The sequence below is a fragment of the Alcaligenes sp. MMA genome, assembly GCF_020907215.1.
Lineage (GTDB): Bacteria > Pseudomonadota > Gammaproteobacteria > Burkholderiales > Burkholderiaceae_B > Alcaligenes > Alcaligenes aquatilis.
Genome location: NZ_JAJJPP010000001.1, coordinates 1,663,369 through 1,688,906, shown reverse-complemented (window position 1 = coordinate 1,688,906; position 25,538 = coordinate 1,663,369). Strand labels below are relative to the sequence as shown.

The following is a 25,538-nucleotide window of genomic DNA, read 5'->3' as shown; positions in this document are numbered from 1 at the left end:
CACTTAGCCTTTGGTGCCCCAGATGTCGCGACTGATCGCGGCATACCAGGCCTCGCCATACTGGGCTTCCTGTTTACGGAAGGCCGGGCTGGCTTCTTTGGGGCTGACCCCGCCGGACGCTTCAGCCAGCTTGTCATCGGCAAAGGCGTACAAGTGCCCCACGGAAATGCCATAGTCGGGGGCGATCAGACTGTAGCAGGTATTGCTCAGCGTAGCCTGGGGCGCAGGCTTGCCGCTTAAGGTATTAATGATGGAAGCCGCTGCCAGCTTGGCCTGTGTATTGGCCGAGAAACCCGACTTGGGCATGGGCGAGGCAATGGTGGCATCGCCCACCACATAGATGTCCTTGACCTGCTCGGACTCGAAGGTATGCGGGTCAATGGGCACCCAGCCACTGGCGTTGGTGACCCCGGCCTGCTCGGCAATGGCTCCGGCTTTTTGAGGTGGGATGACGTTCAGCACATCGGCCTTGTGGATTTCGCCAAACTCGGTCTCTACGCTTAGTTTGACGGCATCCACGCGGGCGACTTTGCCGTCTTTGGAAAAGGGCACCCATTCGATCATGTCGCCATAGACTTGTTTCCAGCCGTCCTGGAACAGGCCTTGTTTGGAAAAGCCGTCTTTGGCATCCAGAATCAGAATCTTGGATTTGGGTTTGTGCTGTTTGAAGTAGTGAGCCACCATGCTGGCGCGCTCGTACGGGCCGGGCGGGCAGCGGAAGGGATTTTCGGGGGCCACCATAATGAAGGTGCCGCCATTGGGCATGGCATCGAGCTGGCTTTTCAGCAAACGGGTTTGATCGCCCGCTTTCCAGGCGTGCGGGGCCAGCAAGGAGGCGGCCTGGTCATAGCCTTCCAGCGTGTTCCAGCGAAAATCAATGCCGGGCGAGAGCAGCAGCTTGTCGTAAGACAGCTTCTGGCCCTTGGCCAGGGTCACGGTCTTGGCTTGGGAGTCGACGGCGGTGGCCAGGTCGTGAATGACCTCAATCCCGGCGGCGCGCAAATCATCAAAGCCGTGGCCTTGCTGTTCAAAACGGCGCAAGCCGGCCAGATACAGATTGGTGAAAGGGCAGGTGTAGAAAGTGGTGGCCGGTTCAATCAAGGTCACTTTCAGGGATGGATCACCGCGCTTCAAGTAGCGGGCAGCCGTTGCACCGCCAAAGCCGCCACCGACCACAATCACATGGGCCGAACTGCTGCGTGCGTACACAGGCAAAGTGCTCAGGGCCAGGCCAGCCACACTGGTTTTACCGACACGGCTCAGCCATTGGCGACGAGAGGAGTTCAAGGGGGTGCTCATGCTTAACGTCCTTGCGCAACGCTGCGTGGGGTAGAAGGGATTTCAGAGAAATGACGTGCCAGGGCCTCCAGGTCTGCGTCCTGGTAGCCTTTGACCAGACGACTCATGATGGTGGTGCCCGCTGGGGGTGTGTCCGAGGCAAAGGCGCGCAACTGTTCCAGCAAGGTGGCTTCGGGACGGCCTGCCAACGAAGGAATGAGGGTTGTGGAACGCCCATCTGGGCCGTGACAGTTCGCACAGGAGCTGGCCACCGTTTTGATGTCCAGTGTGGAACTGGCCCAGGCCGGCGCGGCGGCGCTGCTGGCCGCTAACAAGGCGGGGGCAATAAGGAGACGACCTACCAGAGAGAGGGACATGGGCATGCTTCTTGTCAATGTGCTTCGTTGTAGGAAAGGACGCCAGCGTAGCATTACCGTTAAGCCCCCCCTGTATGACTATATAGAGCGCTGTTATGAACTCAGCGCCCGGTAGGGGCGCTGAATGGGGCAGGTCAGGGCGTCTGGCAGCAAGTGGCCCGCAGTCAGCCGCTGATGCTCAGCGCAGTCTGGCCCGTAATGACGGCGCCTTGATCGTCCGTCCAGCTCATTTCCAGTGCCCCGGAGTGCCGCGCGACAAAGGTGAATTCAATGTACGGGTTTTGGGAGATCGCTGTTTCTGGAAACCAGTTGAACAAGGGCTCGCCGTTCAAGGTGGCCTTGAATTCGTGGATGATGTTGCGTGGCACAACCTGGCCGTCTTTACTTAAGCGCAGGCCACTTTCCATGCGGTGTTCGACCAGGGCGCGCACGCGCACCATTTCGCCCGCCTTGGGCGTGGCATTGCTGATCCAGATACGTGGTTTACTCATGAGTACCCCTTGTTTACATGCCGCAACCGCCAGCCGTCACGGTAATGTGATGCTGGGCGCTTAGGACACGGCCATCGTTCAAGCGAGCCAGGGCGCGGATGGTTTGGGTTTCAATCAGGCGCAGGCGAACGGCAACTTCCGTTGTTCCGGCCAGGGCCGTGAAGTTGAAACGGCAGGCCAGCGGGTGCGGGTTGCCCTGGGCCAGAATAATCAGCTCCTGGCAGTACACATCGTCGCTTGCTGGCAAGTCCAGCACCACTTTGACCGGCACAGCGGCGGGGTTGTCGCCCAGAGCGGGCATCTCCAGCTTCATGCCTTTTTCTTCTGGGCTGGCGCCTTTCAGGAACTCGTCCACAATGGCTTGCACCTGGGCCGCAGTGGCTGGTTTCAGCAATTGATCAAAGGCGACTTGCGCATGCAAATTGATGGGTAGCCAGGCGGCGCCCAGCCCGGCCGCACTGCCCAGCAAAAGCTGGCGGCGGCGGACAAAACGGGAAGGAAGTTTAGAGGAAGTCATTGAAACGGCTCTGGATCCACTGGAAGTCTTCTTGAACAAGGTCGGGGGTACGGACATCCATATCAATCTGCGTTTGCAGAACCTTGCCGCTTGCGTCCAGTTCGTATTCAAACTTGACCGAGATTTCCTCTTGCGGATCCCCGTTGACCATCATGTAGCACAGGTTGTCGGGTAGGACGGGTACCACTTCCTTGCCCGCGATACGTTCGGCCAGATTCTGGGAAACGATCTTGGCCACCGCGTGCGCCACGTGGGCGCTCTTGGGATAGTGGCCGAACTGGTCGGAAATAAAGCCCATGGAGTCCCCGACCACGTAAACATGGTCGTCGTCACGGGCGGTGAACAGGCGTGGGTCAATATTGGCCCAGCCTGTGGGTTTGCCGTCAGGCCCCGTGCCGACCAAACCTGCATTCCAGACCATATCGGCGGCCTGGTGCGGGGGCATCAGCACGGCGTCGTCAAAATCAAAGTCGCCGGCGGTGGTTTTGATGTGTTTCTTGAAGGGATCAACCTCTCGCACTCGGGCATTGGGCACGTGGGTGATGATGTCCGGATACAACTCCTGGAAGGCCGCGCGGTAGCCTTCGCCAATGGGGGCGATGGTGGGTTTGGGATCCAGAATAATGATCTTGCCCGGAATCTTGTTGGTCTTGATATGCCAGGCCATCAAACAGGCCCGTTCGTAGGGTGAGGGCGGGCAGCGATGGGGCGGCGGGGGCAGCGTCATCACAATGGTGCCACCCTTGAAGGCTTTGAGCTTGTTCTTTAAGGCAAACATCTCGGCATTCGGGATGTAGGCATTGGGGAAGTGTTGGCGTGTGTATTCTGCCGCGTAGGTGTCATTGCCGAACCAGGCATCGTAGGCATTGCGTATGCCGCCCGACAGGATCAGGTAATCGTATTCCAGCGCGCCCTGGGTGGTGCGCACGGTTTTCTTGTCGCGTTCGATGGCGGTGACTTCGGCGTGCACCAGGCTGTAACCGTACTTGATGGACGGCGCCAGCATGTCGTGGTTCAGAAAGTCGGTGTTGACGATGTCAATCAGCCACTTGTTACTCATGGGGCCGGACCAGAACGTGGGGTTGCGCTCGATCAGTACCACTTGCGCCTGCGGCACCAGTTTGGACAGGTATTTGGCAGCTGTCATGCCACCCCAACCGCCGCCACAAATGACAATGCGCGGGCCTTTGGTGTGGCGTGGCAGGATTTGGCTGGTGTTGGTGATGATGGCGGGGGCAGAGAGGCTGGTGGAGGGCAGAACCAGCGTTCCAAGTGCGGCGGCTGGGGTGGCCAGCAGGAAGTTTCTACGATTCATTGTATGTTCCTCGTGATCATGACATGACACACGTCAATCAGGATAAGTGGACCGCTTTGTGCGAGCCAGTATAGCCAAGAGTGCTGGGGATGCGTGGGGTTTTTTGCCGGGCGATGCCGCTGGAACGGGAGTCAAACACCGGTCAGGAGCGGCGCAGCGGCGGTGCTTATTCAGGGGAGGGGCGGGTCATCAAGGCAGGCTGCCCAAGGGCCGGCTACGCTGGTTTGTGGGTAAGGGTTAACGCTTAAAAACGCTCAGGAAACAACAGAAAAGCCGGATTTTTTGGATTTAAAAGTAACGGAGCTATCTTTGTGGACAAAATCAGAGGATAGTTCTGGGAGGGAAAATTATTTTCTCTGTTCGTTATTACATTTAGGACTTATTTTGAAGACAGAAATTGGTATTGTGAAGTGGTTCAACAGCGAAAAAGGCTTCGGATTCATCGTGCCGGAGAACGGCGGCAAGGATCTCTTCGCACACCACAGTGAAATTCAGGGAACCGGGTTCAAAACTCTGGAAGAGAACCAACGCGTTTCCTTCATCGAAGGTGCAGGCCAAAAAGGCCCATGCGCAACTAAAATCCAAATTCTTTGATGATGGGCTTGCCTGAACAGGCAAGCACCGCGTCAAACTGAAAAGGCCGGACCCTTTATGGGCTCCGGCCTTTTTTTGTCGCCGGGCCGTCCCAAGGCTCGGCGCCCCCGGCAAAAGCTCCCCCTCGGGGATGAGCCTGGACACACAGCAGTCCATTGCGGACTGCTGTGTGCCTAGCGAATCCGAGCGGCATACAAGCCGCGAGGTGGAGCGCAAGTCGAAGGCGCAGCGTGGGGGCTTTTTTTGTCGCTTGACTCGGTTTCAGCCGGTGTGTTCGAGGATGTCTGACTAGGCTAGAACGGGCGTTGTGCCCGTAGACTGCTCGGCAATCAGCAATCAGCAATCAGCAATCAGCAATCAGCAATCAGCAATCAGCGTTTCGTGCTTTACAAGTAATAGGCCAGATGCTGGGGAGCAACAGCGACGTTAGTTATAGAGCGGCCTTGGCGCACCGATTGGCACGGTCAGACGCGCTTCCAGCCCCCCGCCTTGACGATTCAGCAGTTCCAGCGTGCCGCCATGCTGGGTAGCGATGGCGTTCACGATGGATAAGCCCAGCCCATACCCCGCCTGCTGCTGCGAACCGCGCCAAAAACGGTTCATGGCCATATCCCGCTCGCTGTCGCTCAATCCGGGGCCATGATCCAGCACGCTGATACGCAAGTAACCCGGTTCTCCCGCTTCAATCCGCAGACTGATGGACTGCTGCGCTTTGGTGTAGCGCAAGGCATTGTCGATCAGGTTCTGTACGGCCACTGTCAGCAGGGATTTTTCAATTTTCACCGGGCCTGGTTTGCTGCGTATATCCAGCGTGATTTGGTCTATGGTGTCGCCGTAAATGGCTTTAAGCGCATGCAAGGCAGCATACACGGCCTCGTCCGCCTGGCTGCTTTCCTGGCTGGCGCCCTGACCGTCCAGTCGGGCCAGCTCCAGCAGTCGCTGCAAAATGTTCTGTAGCTGCTGCACGCCTTGATCGGCCTGACTCAAGGCCGTATCCAGCGTGTTGCGCTCTCCAGGGCGTTGGGCGGCCAGATGAGCAACTTGAATATGGGTTTTGATGCCTGTCAGCGGGGTGCGTAGCTCGTGGGCGGCGCTGTCGGTAAAGCGGCGCTCGCGCATGATGGCGGCTTGTTGTCGCTCCAGCAGTTCTTCAATGGTTCGCAGCAAGGGTTGCAGCTCAATCGGGGCTTTGACTTTGGGTAGCGGGCTGTCGTCACCTGGGCGGCGGCGCGACAGCAAATCCCGAATCCGCTCCAGTGGGGCCAAGCCGTGACCGATACCAATCCATAACAGCAACAGGCTGCCAAACAAAGCCACCACAAAGGGCAGACCGGCCGAGAGCATGATTTCCCGCACTAGCGATTCGCGTATCTCGATACTGTCGGCGGCGGCAATCTGGATATGGCCTTCACGCAACACAAAAGTGCGCCAGCGCTTGCCGCCATGCACGTGTGTACCAAAACCCAAAGCCACTTGCGACATGTCGGGGCTGCCTGCAGTACGGCTGACAGCCTGGATTTCCACTTCGCTGCGCACCACGCTGATCTCGCAGGCGACCCCGTCACGGGCAATGATGTCCAAAGGTTGCTGTGCCGATTGGGCCAGCTCCTGCAAATTCGGGAACTGGGCGACCAGTCCGGCCACCATGCGGGCCGATGCGGCCAGTCGGCTATCCAGCGCCTCTCGCAAAGAGTGACGCGCATCCATCAGCATCCAGGTTGCTACTGCGCTCCAGAGTACGGTCAGGGAAATGCCGATAATCAGCAGCAATCTAAGGCGTAAGCTCATGGCGTCCAATACCTAGCCGGCAGGCCCCAGTTTGTAGCCCAGGCCGCGCACGGTCTGGACAATATGGCTGCCCAGCTTGCGGCGCAAATGGTAGATATGCACATTGATGGCATTGCTTTCCAGATCCTGGTCATAGCCATAGATGCTGTCGCATAGCTGTTCGGCACTCAGGATGGTGTGGGGCTTATTGAGCAAGGCGCGCAGCAAGGACAGTTCGCGGCGCGCCAGGTTGACCGGCCTGCCATCCAGTGTGACGTGGCCGGTGGAGGCACAGAAACTGAGCCGTCCATATTCAATGCAATCGGTTTCATGGCCAGCGACTCGTCGTGTCAAGACATGCAGACGGGCCAGCAATTCGTCCAGGTCAAAAGGTTTGATGACGTAATCATCGCCCCCGCCCAGCAGTCCTTCGACCCGATGATGCAGGGCATCGCGGGCCGTCAGAATCAGAATGGGCAATTTGCGGCCTTGGTCGCGCCAGCGGCGCAGCAGCGTCAGCCCGTCCTGATCGGGCAAGCCCAGATCCAGAATACAGACATCAAAGTGCGAAGACAGCAAGGCGGTGTCGGCCAGGCTGGCTGTGTCCACGTGGTCCACGGTCAGTCCGTGCAGTCGCAGGCCCGCCACAATTCCGCTGGCGACAAGCGCATCATCTTCAACAAGTAAAACGTGCATTCTCTCCCCCTGTAGCGAATGCGGCTTGTGCAGGTAAAGCCTGATTTTTATTACATTTCGGCGTTCATGTTAGCAGTCTTGAAGGTAGGGGCGAGAGGAGAAATTCTCTTAATTTGGCCTTAATCCTGATCCTCTACTGTGAAGGAGATTGCATTGCATTTGTATCTCGGTACTTACTTTTTTAATAAAACCGGCTTGGGCAATGACGTTTCTTTAGGCTTAGCCGCATGACAGATATCGGGTATTAACTCACATGACTCCTATATTAGGAATATTACTGGCGACCAGTTTTGTCGCCTCTTTGGTGGCACTGGGCATTCTTGTCTGGGCCGTAGCAAACAAGCTGATTTTCGTTGGGAAGAACGAAGCCGAGACCATCTTCATGAAAGGTGAGCTTGGGCAGCCGGATGATAGTGCTTCCTTTGGGGGGGAGAACGAAGCACAGACCCATCGTTTTGACGTTTTACGCGCGGGTATTGACCGCAGTGGTCGGGGGCCGGTTCTGCTGCTGGTTACCGTCGGGATTACCTGGCTGCTGATCGGTTCGGTGTTTGGTGTGATGGCGTCGTTGAAACTGCATTGGCCCGACTGGTTGGCCGATGTGGCCCAAGTGACCTTTGGCCGTGCGCGGACCTTGCACCTGAACATCGTGGCCTATGGCTGGCTGTCGGTGACTGGGATTGGTGTGGCCCTGTGGCTGTTGCCGCGTATTTTTCATACGCCTTTGCGTCGCCCCAATATGGTGTATTTTGGCGCCGCGCTGTGGACCCTGGGCGTATTGGGTGGCACGATTGCCGTGGCCAATGGTTGGTCTGACGGGATCGAGTGGCTGGAATTTCCCTGGCAGATCGACATTTTGCTGGCGGTAGGAGGCTTTTTCCTGGCCTGGCCTGCGATTGAGACCGCAGCGAACCGCAAGTCGCGTCACATCTACGTGTCAGGCTGGTACTTCCTGGCCGGCATGGTCTGGTTTCCCTTTCTGTTTCTGGTGTCCAACATCCCTGGTCTGCATATCGGTGCCCAGCAGGCAACGGTGAACTGGTGGTTTGCTCACAACGTGTTGGGTCTGTGGTTGACGCCTATGGGTGTGGGCGCGGCTTACTACATCATCCCCAAAATCATCGGCAAACCCGTGTATTCCTACAACGTGTCCTTGCTGGGTTTCTGGAGTCTGGCGCTGTTCTATAGCCAGGTCGGTATTCACCACTTGATGGGCGGACCGGTGCCAACCTGGGCTGTTACCTTGTCCGTAGTACACAGCATCATGATGTTTGTGCCGGTGATTGCCGTGGCGATTAACCAGCACGTGACCGTTGCGCAGAACCTGTGGGCCTTCAAGCAATCCATGGCCCTGCGTTTCGTGTGGATTGGTGCGCTGATGTACACCTTGTCCTCCTTCCAGGGTTCGCTGGAAGCGATTCGCTCGGTGAATTCGGTCACGCACTTTACGCATTACACCGTCGGTCACGCCCACCTGGGTGCCTACGGCTTTGTGTCCATGGTGATGTTCGGCACGCTGTATTACATGATGCCGCACATTCTGGGACGTCGCTGGCCCTTTCCGGCCCTGATCAAAACCCATTTCTGGCTGGTGACCGCAGGCTTCACGATTTACGTGCTGGCCCTGAGCATTGCCGGTGTGGTGCAGGGCATGGGCTTGATGGACCCTGGTTCAAGCTTTGGCGAGATCACTCGCAAGATGGTTCCGTATCTGGAAGCCCGCTCCATTGGCGGCACCATGATGACCTTGGGCCACTTCATTTTTGCGGCTCACTTTGCCTTGCTCTTGTTGCGCAAAGACTCCGCTGTTAATGCGACTCCTACTCTTGCTCAGGCAGATGCGTCATGAATCGACTCTTACCTTTACTGATCGGGGCCATTGGCGTGTTGCTGTTGGCGACCTTGATGCTGGTGATTCTGCCAGCCTGGCAACTGCGTACCTCGGAACCACCCGAGCCGCTGAAACCTTATACCGCTCAGCAGTTGTTGGGACGTGAGGCGTACGTGGCCAACGGCTGTTTGTACTGCCACAGCCAGCAGCCACGCTCCACGGGTCAAACTTTGTTTGACACCTCACATGGCTGGGGCCGTGCGTCCACTCCGGGCGATTACTTCTACGACTCGCCTCACTTGCTGGGCACCATGCGTACTGGTCCGGACCTGTTCAACGTGGGGGCGCGCATGAAAAGCCGTGACTGGCATTTGACCCATTTGTATCAGCCCCGTGCGATTTTTGACTGGAGCCTGATGCCGTCCTACCCCTATATGTTCGAGCTGAAAGATCAACTGGCTGAAGGTGACGTGGTCGTGCGTTTACCGGAATCCTTGCAGCCTGCGGGCAAACACGTGGTTGCCCGTAAGGAGGCCCTGGATTTGGTGGCGTATCTGTTGGCGCTGGATCGCACCTATGCGACCACGGCTCAGGAACTGGATAAACGCGATCGAGGCTACGATCGTCGCCCCGCTGAAGTCTCGACGGACTCGGGCGCTAAATAGGACAAGTCATGACAATGAAAAAAGTTTCTAGTTCGCCTCAGGTCGAGAACATCGACCCCACTTTCGAGCCCTGGGAGCCGCCTCGCCCCATTCCGATTTTTCTGCTGGCTGTGCTGTTTGCCTTGGCTTTGGCAGGTGTGGGCCTGTACCTGCACGATCTGGCGCCGCATGCTGCGCCCGATGAACCGACCGCTCCCCTTGTTGTTGCCAATGCGGGCGGGGCTCCCGTGGTACCTGCTATTGCCGCTTTGAAGGATGCCCCTGTGCTGGTGCATTCCGGGCAGGGCAGTGTGTGGAGTTGTGCTTCCTGTCACGGCGAGGCGGGTGAAGGTGCGGGCATCACGCCACGTTTGGCCGGTATGCCAGAAGCGTATCTGCTCAAGCAACTGGAGGATTTTGCCAACGGGACACGCCTGAACGAGTCCATGCAGTATGTGGCTCGTGGCTTGAAGCCGGACGATATGAAAGAGCTGGCTAGCTATTACGCCACACTGCCTGCACCTCTCATTAATGTGCCTAGTTCGGATGCGAACCTGGCCCGTGGCGAAGTCCTGTTTCATCAAGGGGACTGGAAGCAGAACGTGCCAGCCTGCATTAGTTGCCACGGTAGTCAGGGTGAAGGTGTGGGCGCTTCTTTCCCTCCTTTGGCCGCGCAACAAGCCGAGTATTTGTTCAGCCAGTTGTCGGCCTGGAAGGGCGGGCATCGCCACAACTCGCCGCAAAACCTGATGGACGATATTGCCTCGCGTTTGTCCTACGAGGACTTGTATGCGGTTTCCTACTATGCCGCCTCGCTGCCCGCCGATGGCAAGCAGGCGAAATAAGATCAGAACAGAGAGCTTTTCATGAAAGACACTCAACACAATGGTCGCAGCAAATCCGCTATGTCGGGTGGACGCAGGCTGGCCTGGGGGGCCGGCATTGGTGTGCTGCTTTTTGCAATTGGCTATGGCTTGAATGCCAAGGGCTGGCTGTCGTTTTCGCTGGGATCGCCCGATGAGGGAACCTCTCAACTGGGCAAGGCTACCTATAGTCGTGCGGCGATGGAAGCGGATCGCAAGACCCAAAGCAAAGATAAGTTAGCGGTGACCGCCGGGCTGCCGGTGGGGGCAGATGGGTATTACCTGCCCCCTGCAGAGAGCAGCATTCCGGATACCCCTTATGGTGAAGCGGTTCGTCGCGGTCGCACTATTTTTATGGAAACCGCCACGACCGTGTCCGATCACGTGGGCAACACCCTGGCCTGTGTGAACTGTCACCTGGATGCGGGACGCCGTGAGCACTCGGCACCCATGTGGGGCGCGTATATTCGTTACCCGGCGTATCGCTCCAAGACCAAGGCCATCAGTACCCTGGAAGATCGCATCATGGGCTGCTTCACGTATTCGATGAATGCCCAGGCTTCGCCTTCGGGTGTTGCGCCGCCCGCTGGCAGTGATGTGTATCGTGACCTAATGACTTATATGTACTGGATGTCCGATGGGGCGCCGACGGGGCAGAAGCTGCCGGGTGCTGGTTTTCCCAAACTTAAAAAGACCGAGCTGGGCTATGACGTCGCGCGGGGTAAAGAGGTTTACACCAACAACTGTGTGTTGTGTCACGCGGTGGACGGTCAGGGACAGAAGGATGCCGAAAGTGGTGTGGTGTTCCCGCCCTTGTGGGGGGCGAACTCCTACAACTGGGGAGCGGGGATGGCACGGATTGATACGGCTGCCGGTTTTATCAAGGCCAATATGCCTTTGGGTAAACCGTTCTCCTTGTCCGATCAGGATGCGTGGGACGTAGCGGCGTATATCAATAGTCATGAGCGTCCCAAGGATGCCCGTCAGAAGGGGACGGTTGAGCAAGCGCGTGTGGAGTTCCACGATGGCGAGGAAAGTTACTACGGTAAGGAAGTGAACGGCGTGATTTTGGGTGGAGGCGTGGAGAAGTAAGCCTTTGGCCTGTTGGCTGTTTGTCTGACGGTGAGACCGCCTCAGTTTCTTTTGGGAACCGAGGCGGTTTTGTTTTGGCTTCTTCTTCTTCTTCTTCTTCTTCTTCTTCTTCTTCTTCTTCTTCTTCTTCTTCTTCTTCTTCTTCGGTTTCTTGGTTGCTGGGGACCAGGCTGTTTGTGTGTTGAGCTGGGGGTGCTGAGTATGGGAGAGCGTGGAGGCTGCTTGTTTAGATAGTGCTTCGTGAAAACGCCTGTCTGGGCCGGGGGGCCGTCCTCTGGGCTTGGCTCCTTGCCGGTGCGTAGCGCCGGCCAGTGCTCAGCCCCGACACCTCAGCAGGACCGAAACAGCGTTTCCCCAGAGACTAATCTTGCACTCACAATCCGTAATCGAAAACAAAAGCACCTACAAAGCCACCAAACGCTTCAAATCCAGCAAGGTGAAATGCCCATGATCCAGCCACCCGCCGGTATCAATGAAAAACACATTCCCCAATTGCCGCATCTTGTGCGTTGTCTGGTGTCCATGCACTAAGGCCCGGAGGCCATTGACCATGCCATCGTAGCCAGTCACATAGCGGTCCCTGGACCACATGCAGACATGGCGGTCATGGGCATCAAAACTCTCGGTATGGATGTGTTGCCAATCATCGTAGGGAAAGTCGGCATGGACCATCCCCACCAAACCCAATGGCGTTTCAATTTCCATTGCTAAAGGCAGGGCTTGCAGACGCTGCGCAATAATGGATTGTTCGTCCGGAGTGCAATCATCCAGCCAGAGCCCGCCATGCACACGGTGATCAACCTCTTGAATAGCTTGCCCAACCGCGCGCCGCCAGGTCAGTTGTTCGTGATTGCCACAAATTGCATGAAACCAGGGCAGGTCCAACCACCCCAGAACATGGTGCGACTCCGGGCCGCGATCCACCAGATCTCCCACCGAAAAAAGCCGATCCTTGGACGGATCAAAGTGAATCCGCTTTAAAGAGGCGTGCAGCTTGGTGAAGCAACCGTGAATATCGCCAACCGCAATATCGCGTCCCAGGGTGTTCTGACTAAAGCGTGCTACCTGCATGATGATGAGACCCAGACTAGGTGAAACGTGCTCATCACGGTACTCAGAGTGGCAGACCGAGTCAAGAAAGACGCGGCCTGCCGCTGCACTCAGTCAGAGCAAGTCGTGCTTGCCAGGCAAGACAGGCCCATGTCCAGCAACAGCCTTACCAATACAGATTCATGTTCAACATCACCTCGCGCTCCATGCCCCGGAATTGGCCGGTGTAGTACTTCTTGTTGAATACATTGTTGACGTTCAAGGCCACCCGATAGCGGGAGGTCTCATAGGCCACCGCCATATCTGCCAAGGTGAAAGAGGGGTTGTCGTTCAGACTGCCATCGGGCCGTACATCATTGGGCGACTTGCCCCGATACCGTACACCCGCCCCTACCATCAAACCCTGAATCTGCTGGGGCCGATAGTCCAACCACAGGCTGGCGGTCTGACGTGCGGTTTGTAATGTCTGCCGATCAATCTCCGCCGGACGCTCGCTTTTCGTGGTCCGTGGGTCCAGATAGGTATAGCCTGCCATCAGGTTTAGCTCAGACGTAATGGGCAGCTTGGCTTCCAGTTCAATCCCCGTGGATCGTACTTCGCCTGTCTGTACGCTAAAGCGCGGGAAGTTCGGATCGGGTGTGGTGACATTGGTCTGGCGCAGATCAAACACCGCAGCGGTAATCAGGGCATCGGTACCCGGTGGCTGGTATTTGACACCGGCTTCGTACTGCTTGCCCTCGCGGGGCTTGAACGCCGTGCCATTTGCGGCTCGCCCTGTGGTCGGATCAAAGGCGGTGGAATAGCTAATGTACGGAGCTACACCATTGTCGAACAGATACAGCAAACCCGCACTGCCGGTGGTGGCGCGGTCCGTCATGCGAGGCTGCATCGCACTGCTTTGTACGGTGCGAGCGGTGTCGTGGCGCAAGCTGACATTGGCGACCCACTTGTCCCATTTCAGCTGGTTCAGCATGTAAATGCCGGTTTGCTTCAGATCGCGCTCGGAGTAATCCAGTTCGGGCGGCGCAATGGATAGCCCGTATACCGGGTCGAGCATATCCAGATCCGGCACGTTCCAGCCAAAGCCCAAACCGTCGTTTTCTTTGTAGCGCAGATAGTCCACGCCCAATTCCAATGTGTGCTCCAGTGGCCCCCAGTTAAAGTCCTTGCCGACCCGGCTGTCTACGGTGAAGGTACGACCTTTGGTTTCCTGGGCCAGGCTGGCTCGGGAGATGCTGCGCTGGTCTGCCAGAACAGCCATGGCGTAGATATGGCGGTAATCAATGTCGATTTCCGAATAGCGCAGGTTCTGACGCCAGCGCCAGCCGCTTTCGGTGTCATGCTCCAGAGCGTAGCCTATGGACTTGGTGTCGCGGTTGAAGTAGTCAAACGCCGGATCCCCGGCGGTGCGTTTGAGCGGCAGGTCGGTCACTTCGGGATAATAAAACAGATTGGGCCACCAGGACTTGGGGGTACCGCGTTCGCGCGAGTAAGAGCCTAAAAGCGTCAGGCTAGTACGGTCGGACAGTTTCCACAGCAGGGAGGGGGACACCGAGACACGATCGTCGCGTGAGTCTATGGTGCGTCCATGGCTTTTGCGCCCGGACAGGTTCAGGCGATACAGCAAGGACTGGTCGTCATTCAAGGTTCCACCGATATCCGCCGTCAATTGACGGCGCTGGTAGCTGCCATAGCCCAGGCCCAGACTGTTGACGTGTTCGGCTGTGGGGCGCTTGGACACCACATTGACCACACCGCCGGGGCGTCCTTGTCCATACAGCACCGAGGCCGGGCCTTTCAGCACTTCGATGCTGTCCAGGCTGTCCATGTCATCGTTCCAGGAACCATAGGTGCCCGCCGAGAGCTGCTTCAAACCATCCTTGTAGTAGGCACTGCCGTCACTAAAGCCACGTATCACCGCGCCACTCATGCGTAGGTCCCCCGAGCCGGATACGTCAGTCTGAACGCCAGGGGTGTAAGCCAGGGCACGCTCAATACTTTGTGGGGCCAGAATCTTTAACTGCTTTTGCGTGACGATGGAGACCGAACGTGGGGTTTCGATCAAGGGCACGTCCAGCTTGCCACCACGGCTGCTCAGTGCGACGTAGCTGTCGGCAGTGTCTGTGGGGGCACGGCGTATCGTGACCGGCGTCAACTGAGTGACACCGGCTGACAAGGTGATCGTGTTGCCGTCTCGGGTGTAGTTGATGCCACTGCCGTCGAGCAACTGGCGCAAAGCTTGCTCAGGTGCCAGACGGCCCGATACGGCCGGGGCTTGACGGCCAGCAACCACATCCTGAGAGAAAAAGATCTGCAAAGCGGTCTGCTCGCCCAGTTTCAGTAGGGCATCGCCCAAAGGCTGGGCAGGGATTTGAAGAGAAACAGTGTGTTGGGCCTGCACAGCAAAAGGGGCTAGGCTAAAGGCCAGACTCACGCTTATGGTCAAGGCACTCAAGTTCGCCCGCAAAAGGGGCGAGTGGCGACGACGTGGGGTAAAGGGGCTCACGATCCTACGTTTTCCAATGAAAATATATCTCGCGCGATAGACGCGCTCAGCCTTTGGCCAAAGGGACTCAGGGGGCTGCCCTCCAGGGGATGGCCGCCTTCACCTACCTAGACGCACAAAGCACCCAAGTACCGGAATGAGAATCATGACTATTTTGTAACAGGCCCTGAGAGGCTTGTTTTAGCGTGCCACGATGCGCTGCACGCCTGAGGCGTCGCGGTGAATGTGGACTGGAGCAATAGCGGGTAGTGCTTTGAGCACTGTTTCGGGGTGATCGATATCGAAAATGCCGGAAACACGGTGCTGGCGCAGGGCAGGGGCGTCCAAAGTCAAAGGCTGGGGTAGGTAGCGAGCCATTTCTTGTACAAGCACTTCCAACGGTGTGTTCTTGAAAATGATCTTGCCGCGCTGCCAGGCTGTCAGGCTTTCCACGTCGGTAGTGAGTACGGGGCCTGGCTCTGCACCTTGGCGCAACAGCACTTGTTGCTGCGCACCCAAAAGGCGTTCTTGACGACGCCACCAAGGGCCGGACTGCACCTTGACCGAACCGGATTGAACACTGACTTGCAGGCTGTCTGCCAGCCGCCGCACATTGAAGCGGGTGCCGGTGACGGTTACGGTGCCCAAGTCGGTACGCACGATAAAGGGCAGCGTCTGGTCGTGCTGGACGGTAAAAAAAGCTTCGCCTTGGAGCAGTTCGATTTCCCGCTTGGATGCAGAGACACGGGCCTGGGCAATGGTGTCGGTATTCAAGTCCATGACGGAGCCATCAGGCAAGGTGATTTGTTGACGCTCACCTTTGGCGGTAAGCCATTGCATCGTTTCTTCTACCGGTCTGAACCAGCCTGATTGATGGATGGCACCAGCGGACAGGGCCAGCACGCCGAGTGCGCCCAAACCCAGTGTCAGGTAGCGGCGTTTGGGAGACGGGACAAGGCCAGGGGAATGGGGTAGCAAGCTGCGCAGGCGTTCATCCGGGACGGCTTGGGTGGCGCGCCACAGGTATTCCACCTCGCGGTAGCGACGCTTGTTGACTGGATCGGCATCCAGCCAAGCGTGAAATGCCTGGTGATCCTGTTCATTAGCTTGCCCCGATTGCAGTCGGGCGAACCAATGCGCGGCATCGCTGGGGTGATCCAGTTCGTCGGAGAAAGAGGGGCGGGTCATTGCGCGGGCTTTGTGTACGACATGGCGTCAGTCAGGTACGTAATGGTGCAGTCGTTCATGGATGTGACGCAAGGCACGAGTCATGTATTTTTCCACCATGCTGCGGGAAAGCGCCATGTCCTGGGCAATTTCAGTATGGGTCCAGCCCTCCAGGCGGTGTTTGATGTAGACCTCTCGGCATTTAGGGGGCAAGTCGGCCAGCGCGCTCACCAGAGCGTCGGCCAGTTGTTCAAATTGGGCGTGGCTGTCGGCTCCGGCCTGGCGGGGATGCTCGGTATCGCTCAGTTCGTCCAAGGGCAAAACAGTCAGGACGGTTTGGTGGCGATGGCGGCTGATCAGACGGTTGCTGGTGCCTCGTGCCAGATAGGCCCGTGGGTTGTCGATCAAGGCGGTGTTGTTTTCCAGCATGCCTACTACGGTGTCGTGCATGGCATCTTCCGCATCTTCCCGGCTCTCGGCCTTGCGCCGCCATAGGCCAAACAGCTCGCTATACGAGGCGAGCCAGGCTTTTCTGGGACGTGAAGGGTGAGACATGGAGCGACTTAGCAGAGCAGGCAGAAAAAAGAATAGTGAATAATAACAATAATTCTCATTCAGGTTTTCTTATTCAAGCTGTCTGTGTACTTTCCTCTGACTGGCAGGGTCTTGGGGGCAAGCTGCCCGTACAGAGCGGCTTGGTCTAAAATCGGTCGATCTTGATATCTTCTCCCTTTGAATTCCGAGGTTTTCATGTCTCAAACCAGCACCCCCGTTGATCCGGACGGCCTGCTTGAATATTCGGTGGTCTACACCGACCGTGCCTTGAACCATATGTCCAAGACCTTCCAGGAAGTGATGCGCGAAATCTCTCGCACGCTCAAGCAGGTCTATCAGGCGCATTCGGCTATTGTGGTGCCGGGCAGTGGCTCGTTTGGTATGGAAGCGGTAGCCCGTCAGTTTGCAACGGACCGCAAGTGCTTGGTGATACGCAATGGCTGGTTCAGCTACCGCTGGACTCAGATTTTTGACATGGGTTCCATCCCTGCCAGCACCACGGTTCTGAAGGCCCGCCCGATTGAGCAAGGCAAGCAGGCTGCTTATGCGCCTGCTCCTATCGAAGAAGTGGTCGCTGCGATTCAGGCTGAAAAACCGGACTTGGTCTTTGCCCCGCATGTGGAAACCGCTTCCGGCATTATGTTGCCCGATGACTATATGCGTCAGGTGGCGGATGCCGTGCATGCGGTGGGTGGTCTGTTTGTGCTGGACTGTATTGCATCGGGCACCGTGTGGGTGGATATGAAGGAGGTGGGCGTGGACGTGCTGATCAGTGCTCCACAAAAAGGGTGGACCGGTTCGGCATGTTGCGGCTTGGTGATGCTAAGTGAGCGTGCTCGCCAGCACATTGAAACCACGACCAGCACCAGCTTTGCCTGCGATCTGCGCAAGTGGCTGCAGATCATGGAAACGTATGAGAATGGGGCGCATGCTTACCACGCGACCCTGCCAACCGATTCCTTGAAGGTGCTGCAAGAAGCGATGGCCGAGACAGAAGCCTTGGGTTTTGACTGGATCCGTAATCGTCAATTGGAGCTGGGCCGCAAGGTGCGTGCCTTGCTGAGCGAACATGGTTTCCGCAGCGTGGCCGCACCGGGTTTTGAAGCGCCGGGCGTGGTGGTGTGTTACACCACGGACGACGGGATTCATTCGGCTGCGAAGTTTGCCAAGGCGGGCTTGCAAGCCGCCTCGGGCGTGCCTTTGCAATGTGATGAGCCTGCTGATTTCAAGACCTTCCGAATTGGTCTGTTTGGCCTGGACAAGCTGAACAATCTGGAACGCTCGGTGGAGCGTTTGGCCAAGGCGCTGGACGCGATTGAAGAACAGTAAGTTGCCCTGGCAATTGCATCAATAAAAGGGAGCCCTGAGTGGCTCCCTTTTTTATGGTGGATGACTCGTCCTGAATTCCGTTGACACTTTTTCCCTCTATCGACGGAGCGTCAATTAGGATAAGGAATCCGGCCTGGCCAACGCGATTACAGCCTGGCTTTTACACTGCGTGTGATCGCATAAGTTGAACAAGGCGAGCTGATGCGCTTGTAAGCGGGGGAGAGCGAAACAGGGCGAGAGGAATCTGGGGCTGTGATTGCGAGATTGCGTAGTCCGTCGTGCTCAGGGCTGTTTGGGAGCCTGATTGAGTTCCCCCATAGCAAAAGCCAGATTCACAGAGCCAAGCAAACCGGCTGTGTGGGCGGCAGTTTGGGCTTCTTGGGCTCCCAACAAGCCCGTGTGTGCTTCGGTCAGCAAGGTCATGCCGGTCAGACCTTCCTTATAGGACTCCAGCGCACCTTGGTAGGTGATCTGGGCCGCTTCGACCAGGCTGGTGGCGGCTTGGTGAGATTCCAGTGCCGCTCGCAGCGCATCGGCGGCGATGATCATTTGCTTGTAGGCGTCCTGCTCGGTTTTGGCGACGCGCTCGCGAGCAGTGTCAGCGCGTAGTTGGGCTTCACGCACCTGTTTGTTGCGTAGTCCGGCATCGTAGAGCGGAATACTGAGTGCCAGCACGGCGCCTCGGGAGGAGGATTGCGGGCTGACTTCGGGCAGGCTACCTACGCTTAATGAACCCATGCGTTTGGAGATAAAACCCATCAAGGCCAGCTTGGGCATGAAACTGGCTTCGGCGGAATCTATACCGGCCAGACTGGCCTGATGGGCCGCTTGCAGGGCCTGCACATCGGGCCGCTGGGCGATGGCTTTTTTCAGCGTGTCATTACCGGGGATGTCCAGTTCATCGGGCAGGGGACGGGCGGTACTGTCGGCCACGTTCAGCTCTGTGTCGGGGGACAGGCCAATCGCACCGAGCAAGGTTTGGTAAGACTGACGTGCCAGGGTGCTGGCGTTGACATGGTGCAGACGGGCTTGGGCTTTTAGTTGCCGTGCCTGAGCCACTTCAATCTGGGTACCCAGCCCATTGCGTTGTCGCTCCAGGGCGATGTCTTCAATCAGGGCGGCATTTTTCAGGCCCTGAGCCGAGATTTGTGCCCGCTGGCGGGCCGAGTTGTAGTTGAAGTAACTGATGGACACCTCGGCAATCACGGCTTGATGCACGCCACTGAAAGTAATGCGGCTGGCCATGGCCAGCTTGTCGGCGGCCTCTTGCAAGGCAGCGCGTTTGCCAAAGTCAAAGAGCAACCATTTCAAGGTCAGGGACGGGACGGCTCCGCTTAAATGCGTGTCGTAGTCCACATCGACCTCTCTGCCTAGAATATGTACGCTGCTGTCGCGGTCGCTGCGCATATAGCCGCCCACGACACTGGCAGAGATCAAGGGCAGGTAGGTGCTTTCTACCATGCCGGCGGCTTGGGCTGCTTGTTGAGCCTCACCCCAGGCAATGCGGGTGCTGGGGTTCAGGCGTTGGGCCAGGTCGATCAGTTCAGGCAGGCTGTATTCATGATTGGCCCGCACATGGGGAGCGGGCTGGCTTTGATCGGGGCCGCTGTACTCGGCCAATGTCAGGCGGGGTGGCTGCGGCGCATCCTGCTCGGGTAGGGACTGGGTCATGGACTTACGATCGGGCGCAGCGCAAGCGGCCAGCGTAAGGGCAGCCATGACTGCCAAGGTAAGACGCACTGCAGGAGCACAAGACATAGACATAAATTCAGGACGCGGCAGAATGAGTCAGCAGCGTAGCAGCATACTGCTGTCCGCCTTCCAGAACGAGCTGTACCGCCATGCAAACCAGTAAAAAACCCATGATGCGTGAGATGGCATCGACGCCATTATGTCCGATCACGCGCACGATGCTCAGCGAGGAGCGCAGGCAAATGAAGAAGATCAAGCCGATCAGCAGGGCCAGAATAAGGGGCGTTGCCACCAACACCCATTGGGCATAGTGTTCGCGCATGCCTGCCATTTTGGAGGAAGCACTAATGACCAGAGCCATGGTGCCGGGGCCCACGGTAGAGGGCAAGGTCAGTGGGACAAACGCGATATTGTCGTGGGCGGCCGTATTTTGATCCGCTGCTTTGGAGACGACCTCGCTGACGGACGGGGGGAACAGCATGCGAAAGCCGATATAGGCCACAATCAGCCCGCCTGCGATACGCATATCCACCATGGAGATGCCCAGGGCCGAGGTGATCCACAAACCTGCGTAATAGGTAATCAGCAAAGCAAGAATGACATACAACGTCGCTTGGCGCAGTTGCTGCTTCTTTTCTTGCGCGCTCAGGGTTTCGCCCAGAGACAGGTACATCACCATGGAGGTCAAGGGATTGGCCATGGGCAGCAAAAACGCCAGCCCCAGACCGATCAATTTGAACAACTGCATCAATTCGTTTGGCATGGACATTCCTAGAGGATGGGGGTCAGACGGGTAGAGCGTTCTTGTATAGCTTGCCGTCCTTGATGATCAGCAGCAGGTTCTGCTCGGGCTGCTCCAGAAAGCTCAGGCTTTGCTCGGGTTCACCATCGATCAGCAGCAAGTCGGCCAAAGCACCGGGGCGGATTACGCCCAATTCGCCGTCATAGGCTTGTCGCAAGCCCGACAGTTGTAGCAGTCGGCCATTGTCGCCGGTGGCCATTTTCAGCACTTTGAGCGGATCGTAAAAACGGGTCAGCTTGGACAGCATGCGGCCCTGGTGGGGCAGGTGGGCGGGGGTGAACAGAATGTCGGTGCCCCAGGCGGTCTGGATCTGGTACTTGTCTGCCAGCTCGTAGGCACGCACGGTGCCCACGGCCACTTGTTGCTGCTTGGCTTTGCTGCGCGGGTCGTGCTGAACGTTGGCATCCTCATCAGCCAAAAAGGGTTGCAGGCTCCACCACACGCCTTCGCCTGCCATCATGCGGGCGGTTTCCTCGTCCGCAAGCTGGCCGTGTTCGATGGATTTCACGCCTGCCTTGATGGCACGTTGGATGCCACGGGCGCAATACACGTGCACCATCACGTAAGTCCCCCAGTCGCTAGCGGCGCCCACGGCGGCGCGCAGTTCTGCATCGCTAAATTGCAGCCCTTCCAGCGGATCGTACAAGGAGGTAACACCGCCCCCGGCCATCAGCTTGATCTGGCTGGCGCCGAGCATGAGTTGCTCACGAGCGCGGCGCAGAACTTGATCGGCTCCATCGGCAATGCAGGTGACACCGGCTCGTTCCGTGTGGCTTAGCTCGCCCTCGGCGCGTGGGACTTCGTAGCGCATCCGGAAGTCCGCGTGGCCGCCCGTTTGCGCAATCATGGCACCACTGGGATAGATGCGCGGGCCATGCAGCAAGCCCATATCAATACCGCGCTTCAAAGAGAAGCTGGGGCCACCGGCATCACGAACCGTGGTAAAGCCGCGCAGCAAGGTGCGCTCGGCTTCTTTGCTGGCAATCAAATGCAGGTCGGCTGGATCAGCCATCATGGCCGTCATCTGGTCGACAGCGCACAACAAACTATGCCAGTGGGCATCGATCAGGCCGGGCATCAGGACTTTGTTCTGGCAGTCCATGACCGTGGCGTCGGCCGGAATCTCGGCAATGGGCATGACAGCGGTAATGCGACCCTGGTCAATCTGGACGGCCAGTCCTTTTTTCAGCTCAGTCGTTTCACCATCAAACAGGCGCAGATTGCTCAGAATCAGTTTGGGAGCCAGGGTGATGGGCTTTTGATCCAGTGCATTATGGGATTGAAAGGCCGGGCCTGCGGGAGCCGCGTTTGGTGCAAAACTGGCCGAGGCGCTTAAACGCGTGTGAATGAAGGGGATGGAAGGGTGCGCGCAAACGCAGGCTGGTACACCGTGGCGATAGGCCTGGCGTTGCTGGCGCAGGGCAGGGGACTGTCCCAGGTAAGAGTGAGTCTGCATGGCGTCCTGAAAAATCAAAAAAGCATGAAAGAAGGAGGGCGGACTTAAGACATATGCAATTCGACCAGGTCTAACAAGCGGACCCGTTCGCGAGCATTTTCATCGGATATTTGGTGTGTACGGGCTAAAGTGTAAACGGCCTTACCTCGTCCATAGCAACTCGGCATACATGATGGCTGTCATTGAGACCCTAGCAGAAAATGGTTGGTCACTATACGCGTAAAAATGCGAGGTACACAGGGATCTAATTGGGCAGGAATAAATGGAATGGGTTTGAAAGGGCTCAGGTACAATTCTTCGCAGCGATCAGGGCAGCCTATGCAGATCGTATTAAAAACAATCGGGAGATGCCACGCATGCGTGCGCTAATAGCCGCTCTGGCCGCCTTGCCCTTGCTGGGGGGATGTTCTCTTGCACCGTCGGTCTCTCTGGCGGGCTCGTACTTTCCTGCCTGGCTGGTGTGCGTGTTGGGCGCCTTGCTACTGACTTTACTGATTCGTTGGGGGCTGATTCGCGCAGGTGTGGATGATGCCCTGCCCATGCGTTTGCCTGTCTATGCCTGCTTGACGCTAGCCCTGACCTTTGCCGCACTTCTTCTTTTTTTCGAGTGACTGAGCCATGACCCAGGCACAGAAATCTTCTTCCCGTAAAGGCGCTGCCCGCCTGCTGAGTGTGCTGATTGTTGTCGCCGCCCTTGTCTTGGCCTGGTGGTATTGGCAGCGATCTGCCAACAACCCCTTGTCCGAAGATGCGGTGGTGGGTGCCGATGTCGTGCATATCTCCAGCTCCTTGCCAGGGCGAATTGAGCGCATGGTGGTGCGTGACGGCCAGTTCGTTCACCGCGATGAATTGCTCTTTACCGTGGACCCGGTGTTTTATCAGTTGCGTCTGGAGCAAGCTCAGGCTGAACTGGCGCTGGCCCAGGCGACGCTGGACATGAAACAGCGTGCCGTGCGTGCAGAAGGGCATAACGCTGTGATTGCGGATGATCAGATTACGCGTGCAAAAACCAATTTGGCGATGGCTGCTCAAAGTCAGCGCCGTTTGGCTAATCTGGCGGCCAAGGGCTATGTGTCCCAACAGCAATTGGATGAGGCGAATACCTTGTTGCGCGATGCGCAAGTCACCTTGAAACAGGCCACCGAGCAATCGGGTGCGGCTCAGGCGCTGGTCGGCAACACGCAAGCAGAAGAAGCGATGGTGCAGGCGCGTCAAGCAGGGCTGGCGATGGCCCAGCGGGATCTGGAGCATACCCAGGTGAAGGCACCCCACAATGGTCGTATCGTGGGTTTGCGTATCGGGTCGGGGGAGCATCTGCTGCCGGGCACGTCTGTCTTTACCTTGCTGGATACGGACTCCTGGTATGTGACGGGCATGTACCGGGAAACGGATCTGAAAGAGATCAAACCGGGCACGTGCGCCACCGTGTATGTGCTGTCTGATCCTTCGCGCAAGCTCTCGGGCAAGGTGGAGGAAATTGGTTGGGGCGTCAGCAGCCAGGAACAGATCAATCTACCGCGCAGTCTGCCGTATATTCAAAAATCCATGAACTGGGTGCGGGTAGCACAACGTTTTCCGGTGCGTATCCGCCTGGATGCCCCGCCCGAGGACTTGATGCGTATGGGGGCCTCGGCCACCACGATTATTCATCGCGATGGCAACTGCTAAGACCGGTTTGTCGGGGCTGGCTCGGCTGGTCTGGCAAGACTTGCAGCCCACCCCTGGCCGTCTGGCACAAAGCTGGCGAGTGGCCGTGCTGTGCGCCTTGATGGTGCTGCTGGCCATGAATTACGGCATTCCCGAATCTGCGGTCAGTTGTTTTGTCATCTTCTTTGTGATGAAGTCCGACGCTGGGGAAAGCTCGGTACTGGCGTTGGCCCTGGTGGTGCTGGTGTCTCTGGTGGTGCTGCTGCTGATACCACTGATCCAGGTCACGATTCAGTATCCGGCCTGGCGTTTGCTGGCCATGGTGCTGACGTCCTTTGTGCTGCTGTTTTTAGGGGTAGCCAGCAAGCTGGGCCCTTTGGGCGGCATTATCGCTTTGGTGATCGCCTTTGTGCTGACCTTGCTGGGCTATGTGCCTTTTGGCGAAATTGCGACCCGTGCGGTGCTGTATGCCTGGCTGATGACCTTCGCCCCCATGGGCTTGGTACTGATCTTCAATCTGTGCTTTGGTTTGTATCCGCACAAGGTGTTGCGCCGTGAGCTGGCAGCGCGTTTGCGTTTGGCGGCTCAGGGTTTGACGGGGCAGGCAGACACGCAGGATTTGTGGGACGAGCTGGCCTTGGGCGTTAGCGCACAACAAAAACGACTGGGCTGGATACGGCTGTTTCATTTGCGGCCCACACACGAGCAGGCGGACCTGGATCAGGCCATTTTGAACAGTTATCGCGCCTTGCTGGCCGTGGCCGTTGTGCGCGATCAGCATCTGGATAATGAGCAGGCCACCGCTTTTGCCCAGATTTGCGAGCGCAGCGCACAGGATATTGAACAAGGCCGCTTGCCGCAGAGGGATGATCTGCCCGAACTGCCGGCGTCCAGCTCCTTGGCGATACAAGACTTACGAGATGCTTTGCTGGCTTTGTCGGGGGCGGTGTCCATTGGCAAAGCGGACCCGGAGCATGGCTCTTTCATGGTGCCTGATGCCTTCACCAATCCCGTGTATCAGCACCATGCCTTGAAGGCGACAGCGGCCGCCGTGCTGTGTTATCTGATCTACAGCGCGGCAGACTGGCAGGGTATTCATACCGCCATGATTACCTGCTATGTGGCGGCCTTGGGTTCTACCGGGGAAACTGTGCACAAGCTGGCTTTGCGGATTGTGGGCTGTTTGCTGGGGGCGGCGCTGGGATTTATCATCATCCTGTTCGTGATGCCGCATTTGCTCGATATTGGCGGCCTGATGGTCGTCGTGTTCCTGGTTTCCTTGCTGGGAGCCTGGGTGTTTTATGGCCCAGAGCGTATTTCCTATGCCGGCATTCAAATTGCCTTTGCCTTTTATCTGGTGACTTTACAAGGCTTTGGCCCTAGCTTCGATCTGGATTCGGCTCGTGATCGTGTGATCGGTATTTTGCTGGGCAATGCGGTCATGTACGTGATGTTTACCCAAATCTGGCCTGTCAGTATTGCCGGTTCGGTGCGTCAGCGTTTGGCCAAGGCCTCTGATAGCTTGATGGGCTTGGCGGCGCTGTGGCAGGAGCGCCCGGCCCAGGCCGTGCAGCAGTCGGCCAGTGTGGCCCAGGAACTGTCGGCGGCAAAATATGGATTGGCCTTGATGCAGTTGGAGCCGGCGCGTTTGCGGCCTGACGAGCAGCAGGCCCAGGACATGCAATCCCAATGGCAGACGCTGCGCCAGCAGTTCATCACTCAGGCCTATATGCCTGTGTCCAGCCACCTAAGCGATTGATAACCCTCATTACCTAGAGGTGATTTTCCTGTCTTTGACGGCTCGTAGAATGGGCCTCACTTCCCATTCTCGGGATTAAAAGAAGCGCCGCAAAGGCCTCGGTTCGGTCGGAGACACCCCCGTATACCTTT

23 protein-coding genes are annotated in these 25,538 nt (G+C 57.5%); 9 read left to right on the top strand and 14 right to left on the bottom strand.

What is annotated here, in order from left to right; genetic code table 11:
- Window positions 1-3: 3 nt before the first annotated feature.
- From LNA76_RS07725 to LNA76_RS07705, 5 genes are all read right to left on the bottom strand, one after another.
- Window positions 4-1,299: an NAD(P)/FAD-dependent oxidoreductase gene (locus LNA76_RS07725; RefSeq protein ID WP_230018668.1), complete on the bottom strand. Its 1,296-nt coding sequence runs from the start codon at window positions 1,297-1,299 to the stop codon at window positions 4-6.
- Window positions 1,300-1,301: 2 nt separating this feature from the next.
- Window positions 1,302-1,655 carry a c-type cytochrome gene (locus LNA76_RS07720; RefSeq protein WP_094198305.1) on the bottom strand — a complete coding sequence of 118 codons (354 nt, stop codon included), beginning with the start codon at window positions 1,653-1,655 and terminating at the stop codon, window positions 1,302-1,304.
- 164 nt (window positions 1,656-1,819) lie between these two features.
- The gene (soxZ, locus tag LNA76_RS07715; protein ID WP_094196179.1) at window positions 1,820-2,146 is read right to left on the bottom strand and encodes a thiosulfate oxidation carrier complex protein SoxZ; all 327 of its coding nucleotides are present in this window, start codon (window positions 2,144-2,146) and stop codon (window positions 1,820-1,822) included.
- A gap of 13 nt (window positions 2,147-2,159) precedes the next feature.
- Window positions 2,160-2,663, bottom strand: coding sequence for a thiosulfate oxidation carrier protein SoxY (locus LNA76_RS07710; protein WP_094196180.1), 504 nt, complete (start codon window positions 2,661-2,663; stop codon window positions 2,160-2,162).
- On the bottom strand, window positions 2,650-3,978 hold the full coding sequence (locus tag LNA76_RS07705; protein ID WP_108727230.1) for an FAD-dependent oxidoreductase: 1,329 nt from the start codon (window positions 3,976-3,978) through the stop codon (window positions 2,650-2,652). Before LNA76_RS07705 ends, LNA76_RS07710 begins: the two co-directional genes overlap by 14 nt.
- 384 nt (window positions 3,979-4,362) lie before the next feature.
- On the opposite strand from LNA76_RS07705, the gene LNA76_RS07700 reads away from it, so the two are divergent.
- Complete coding sequence (locus LNA76_RS07700) at window positions 4,363-4,572, top strand: cold-shock protein (protein ID WP_009461028.1); 210 nt, start codon at window positions 4,363-4,365, stop codon at window positions 4,570-4,572.
- Between the two features lie 426 nt (window positions 4,573-4,998).
- On the opposite strand, the gene LNA76_RS07695 is transcribed toward LNA76_RS07700, so the two are convergent.
- Together LNA76_RS07695 and LNA76_RS07690 are read right to left on the bottom strand one after the other, a co-directional pair.
- Complete coding sequence (locus LNA76_RS07695; protein WP_230018667.1) at window positions 4,999-6,360, bottom strand: ATP-binding protein; 1,362 nt, start codon at window positions 6,358-6,360, stop codon at window positions 4,999-5,001.
- Window positions 6,361-6,372: 12 nt separating this feature from the next.
- Window positions 6,373-7,035: a response regulator gene (locus tag LNA76_RS07690; protein WP_094196199.1), complete on the bottom strand. Its 663-nt coding sequence runs from the start codon at window positions 7,033-7,035 to the stop codon at window positions 6,373-6,375.
- Window positions 7,036-7,288: 253 nt separating this feature from the next.
- On the opposite strand from LNA76_RS07690, the gene LNA76_RS07685 reads away from it, so the two are divergent.
- From LNA76_RS07685 to LNA76_RS07670, 4 genes are read left to right on the top strand one after another with little or no spacing between them, the layout of a single operon-like run.
- Complete coding sequence (locus LNA76_RS07685) at window positions 7,289-8,884, top strand: cbb3-type cytochrome c oxidase subunit I (RefSeq protein WP_094196200.1); 1,596 nt, start codon at window positions 7,289-7,291, stop codon at window positions 8,882-8,884.
- Entirely contained in the window at window positions 8,881-9,531 is a 651-nt protein-coding gene (locus LNA76_RS07680) for a cbb3-type cytochrome c oxidase subunit II (protein WP_094196201.1), read from the top strand. The genes LNA76_RS07685 and LNA76_RS07680 overlap by 4 nt, the downstream gene beginning before the upstream one ends.
- 8 nt (window positions 9,532-9,539) lie before the next feature.
- Window positions 9,540-10,355 (top strand): c-type cytochrome, encoded by an 816-nt coding sequence (locus LNA76_RS07675; RefSeq protein ID WP_125277608.1) that lies wholly within the window; start codon window positions 9,540-9,542, stop codon window positions 10,353-10,355.
- A 21-nt stretch (window positions 10,356-10,376) separates the two neighbouring features.
- Window positions 10,377-11,465: a c-type cytochrome gene (locus tag LNA76_RS07670; protein WP_230018666.1), complete on the top strand. Its 1,089-nt coding sequence runs from the start codon at window positions 10,377-10,379 to the stop codon at window positions 11,463-11,465.
- Between the two features lie 402 nt (window positions 11,466-11,867).
- Here LNA76_RS07670 and LNA76_RS07665 read toward each other — a convergent pair whose 3' ends face one another.
- From LNA76_RS07665 to LNA76_RS07650, 4 genes are all read right to left on the bottom strand, one after another.
- Window positions 11,868-12,536, bottom strand: a complete 669-nt coding sequence (locus LNA76_RS07665) for a metallophosphoesterase (RefSeq protein ID WP_094196204.1) — start codon at window positions 12,534-12,536, stop codon at window positions 11,868-11,870.
- Between the two features lie 145 nt (window positions 12,537-12,681).
- A complete protein-coding gene (locus LNA76_RS07660) occupies window positions 12,682-15,021 on the bottom strand; it encodes a TonB-dependent siderophore receptor (RefSeq protein WP_442778979.1) in 2,340 nt (779 codons plus the stop codon).
- Window positions 15,022-15,201: 180 nt separating this feature from the next.
- On the bottom strand, window positions 15,202-16,188 hold the full coding sequence (locus LNA76_RS07655; RefSeq protein ID WP_230018665.1) for a FecR family protein: 987 nt from the start codon (window positions 16,186-16,188) through the stop codon (window positions 15,202-15,204).
- 27 nt (window positions 16,189-16,215) lie between these two features.
- The gene (locus LNA76_RS07650; RefSeq protein ID WP_230018663.1) at window positions 16,216-16,722 is read right to left on the bottom strand and encodes an RNA polymerase sigma factor; all 507 of its coding nucleotides are present in this window, start codon (window positions 16,720-16,722) and stop codon (window positions 16,216-16,218) included.
- Between the two features lie 195 nt (window positions 16,723-16,917).
- Here LNA76_RS07650 and LNA76_RS07645 point away from each other — a divergent pair, with 195 nt between their 5' ends.
- Window positions 16,918-18,051, top strand: coding sequence for an aminotransferase class V-fold PLP-dependent enzyme (locus LNA76_RS07645; protein WP_108727236.1), 1,134 nt, complete (start codon window positions 16,918-16,920; stop codon window positions 18,049-18,051).
- A gap of 282 nt (window positions 18,052-18,333) precedes the next feature.
- Here the strand turns inward: LNA76_RS07645 and LNA76_RS07640 are convergent, their stop codons facing one another.
- From LNA76_RS07640 to LNA76_RS07630, 3 genes are read right to left on the bottom strand one after another with little or no spacing between them, the layout of a single operon-like run.
- Window positions 18,334-19,809, bottom strand: coding sequence for a TolC family protein (locus LNA76_RS07640; RefSeq protein ID WP_230018662.1), 1,476 nt, complete (start codon window positions 19,807-19,809; stop codon window positions 18,334-18,336).
- A 10-nt stretch (window positions 19,810-19,819) separates the two neighbouring features.
- On the bottom strand, window positions 19,820-20,506 hold the full coding sequence (locus LNA76_RS07635; protein ID WP_230018661.1) for a MarC family NAAT transporter: 687 nt from the start codon (window positions 20,504-20,506) through the stop codon (window positions 19,820-19,822).
- A gap of 22 nt (window positions 20,507-20,528) precedes the next feature.
- Entirely contained in the window at window positions 20,529-22,001 is a 1,473-nt protein-coding gene (locus tag LNA76_RS07630; protein WP_108727239.1) for a metal-dependent hydrolase family protein, read from the bottom strand.
- Window positions 22,002-22,357: 356 nt separating this feature from the next.
- Between LNA76_RS07630 and LNA76_RS07625 the strand changes: the two genes are divergently transcribed.
- Genes LNA76_RS07625 through LNA76_RS07615 form a run of 3 tightly spaced genes read left to right on the top strand, consistent with a single transcriptional unit; the run spans window position 22,358 to window position 25,407 of the window.
- Window positions 22,358-22,612: a YtcA family lipoprotein gene (locus tag LNA76_RS07625; RefSeq protein ID WP_230018660.1), complete on the top strand. Its 255-nt coding sequence runs from the start codon at window positions 22,358-22,360 to the stop codon at window positions 22,610-22,612.
- A gap of 7 nt (window positions 22,613-22,619) precedes the next feature.
- Entirely contained in the window at window positions 22,620-23,669 is a 1,050-nt protein-coding gene (gene mdtN / locus LNA76_RS07620; RefSeq protein WP_094196213.1) for a multidrug transporter subunit MdtN, read from the top strand.
- Window positions 23,656-25,407 (top strand): FUSC family protein, encoded by a 1,752-nt coding sequence (locus LNA76_RS07615; RefSeq protein ID WP_230018659.1) that lies wholly within the window; start codon window positions 23,656-23,658, stop codon window positions 25,405-25,407. Before mdtN ends, LNA76_RS07615 begins: the two co-directional genes overlap by 14 nt.
- Window positions 25,408-25,538: the final 131 nt, after the last annotated feature.

Bases quoted from the DNA above. Each gene is read 5' to 3' on its own strand.
- LNA76_RS07725 (WP_230018668.1), bottom strand. From the start codon at position 1,299: ATGAGCACCCCCTTGAACTCCTCTCGTCGCCAATGGCTGAGCCGTGTC.
- LNA76_RS07720 (WP_094198305.1), bottom strand. From the start codon at position 1,655: ATGTCCCTCTCTCTGGTAGGTCGTCTCCTTATTGCCCCCGCCTTGTTA.
- soxZ (WP_094196179.1), bottom strand. From the start codon at position 2,146: ATGAGTAAACCACGTATCTGGATCAGCAATGCCACGCCCAAGGCGGGC.
- LNA76_RS07710 (WP_094196180.1), bottom strand. From the start codon at position 2,663: ATGACTTCCTCTAAACTTCCTTCCCGTTTTGTCCGCCGCCGCCAGCTT.
- LNA76_RS07705 (WP_108727230.1), bottom strand. From the start codon at position 3,978: ATGAATCGTAGAAACTTCCTGCTGGCCACCCCAGCCGCCGCACTTGGA.
- LNA76_RS07695 (WP_230018667.1), bottom strand. From the start codon at position 6,360: ATGAGCTTACGCCTTAGATTGCTGCTGATTATCGGCATTTCCCTGACC.
- LNA76_RS07690 (WP_094196199.1), bottom strand. From the start codon at position 7,035: ATGCACGTTTTACTTGTTGAAGATGATGCGCTTGTCGCCAGCGGAATT.
- LNA76_RS07685 (WP_094196200.1), top strand. From the start codon at position 7,289: ATGACTCCTATATTAGGAATATTACTGGCGACCAGTTTTGTCGCCTCT.
- LNA76_RS07680 (WP_094196201.1), top strand. From the start codon at position 8,881: ATGAATCGACTCTTACCTTTACTGATCGGGGCCATTGGCGTGTTGCTG.
- LNA76_RS07675 (WP_125277608.1), top strand. From the start codon at position 9,540: ATGACAATGAAAAAAGTTTCTAGTTCGCCTCAGGTCGAGAACATCGAC.
- LNA76_RS07670 (WP_230018666.1), top strand. From the start codon at position 10,377: ATGAAAGACACTCAACACAATGGTCGCAGCAAATCCGCTATGTCGGGT.
- LNA76_RS07665 (WP_094196204.1), bottom strand. From the start codon at position 12,536: ATGCAGGTAGCACGCTTTAGTCAGAACACCCTGGGACGCGATATTGCG.
- LNA76_RS07655 (WP_230018665.1), bottom strand. From the start codon at position 16,188: ATGACCCGCCCCTCTTTCTCCGACGAACTGGATCACCCCAGCGATGCC.
- LNA76_RS07650 (WP_230018663.1), bottom strand. From the start codon at position 16,722: ATGTCTCACCCTTCACGTCCCAGAAAAGCCTGGCTCGCCTCGTATAGC.
- LNA76_RS07645 (WP_108727236.1), top strand. From the start codon at position 16,918: ATGTCTCAAACCAGCACCCCCGTTGATCCGGACGGCCTGCTTGAATAT.
- LNA76_RS07640 (WP_230018662.1), bottom strand. From the start codon at position 19,809: ATGTCTTGTGCTCCTGCAGTGCGTCTTACCTTGGCAGTCATGGCTGCC.
- LNA76_RS07635 (WP_230018661.1), bottom strand. From the start codon at position 20,506: ATGCCAAACGAATTGATGCAGTTGTTCAAATTGATCGGTCTGGGGCTG.
- LNA76_RS07630 (WP_108727239.1), bottom strand. From the start codon at position 22,001: ATGCAGACTCACTCTTACCTGGGACAGTCCCCTGCCCTGCGCCAGCAA.
- LNA76_RS07625 (WP_230018660.1), top strand. From the start codon at position 22,358: ATGCGTGCGCTAATAGCCGCTCTGGCCGCCTTGCCCTTGCTGGGGGGA.
- mdtN (WP_094196213.1), top strand. From the start codon at position 22,620: ATGACCCAGGCACAGAAATCTTCTTCCCGTAAAGGCGCTGCCCGCCTG.
- LNA76_RS07615 (WP_230018659.1), top strand. From the start codon at position 23,656: ATGGCAACTGCTAAGACCGGTTTGTCGGGGCTGGCTCGGCTGGTCTGG.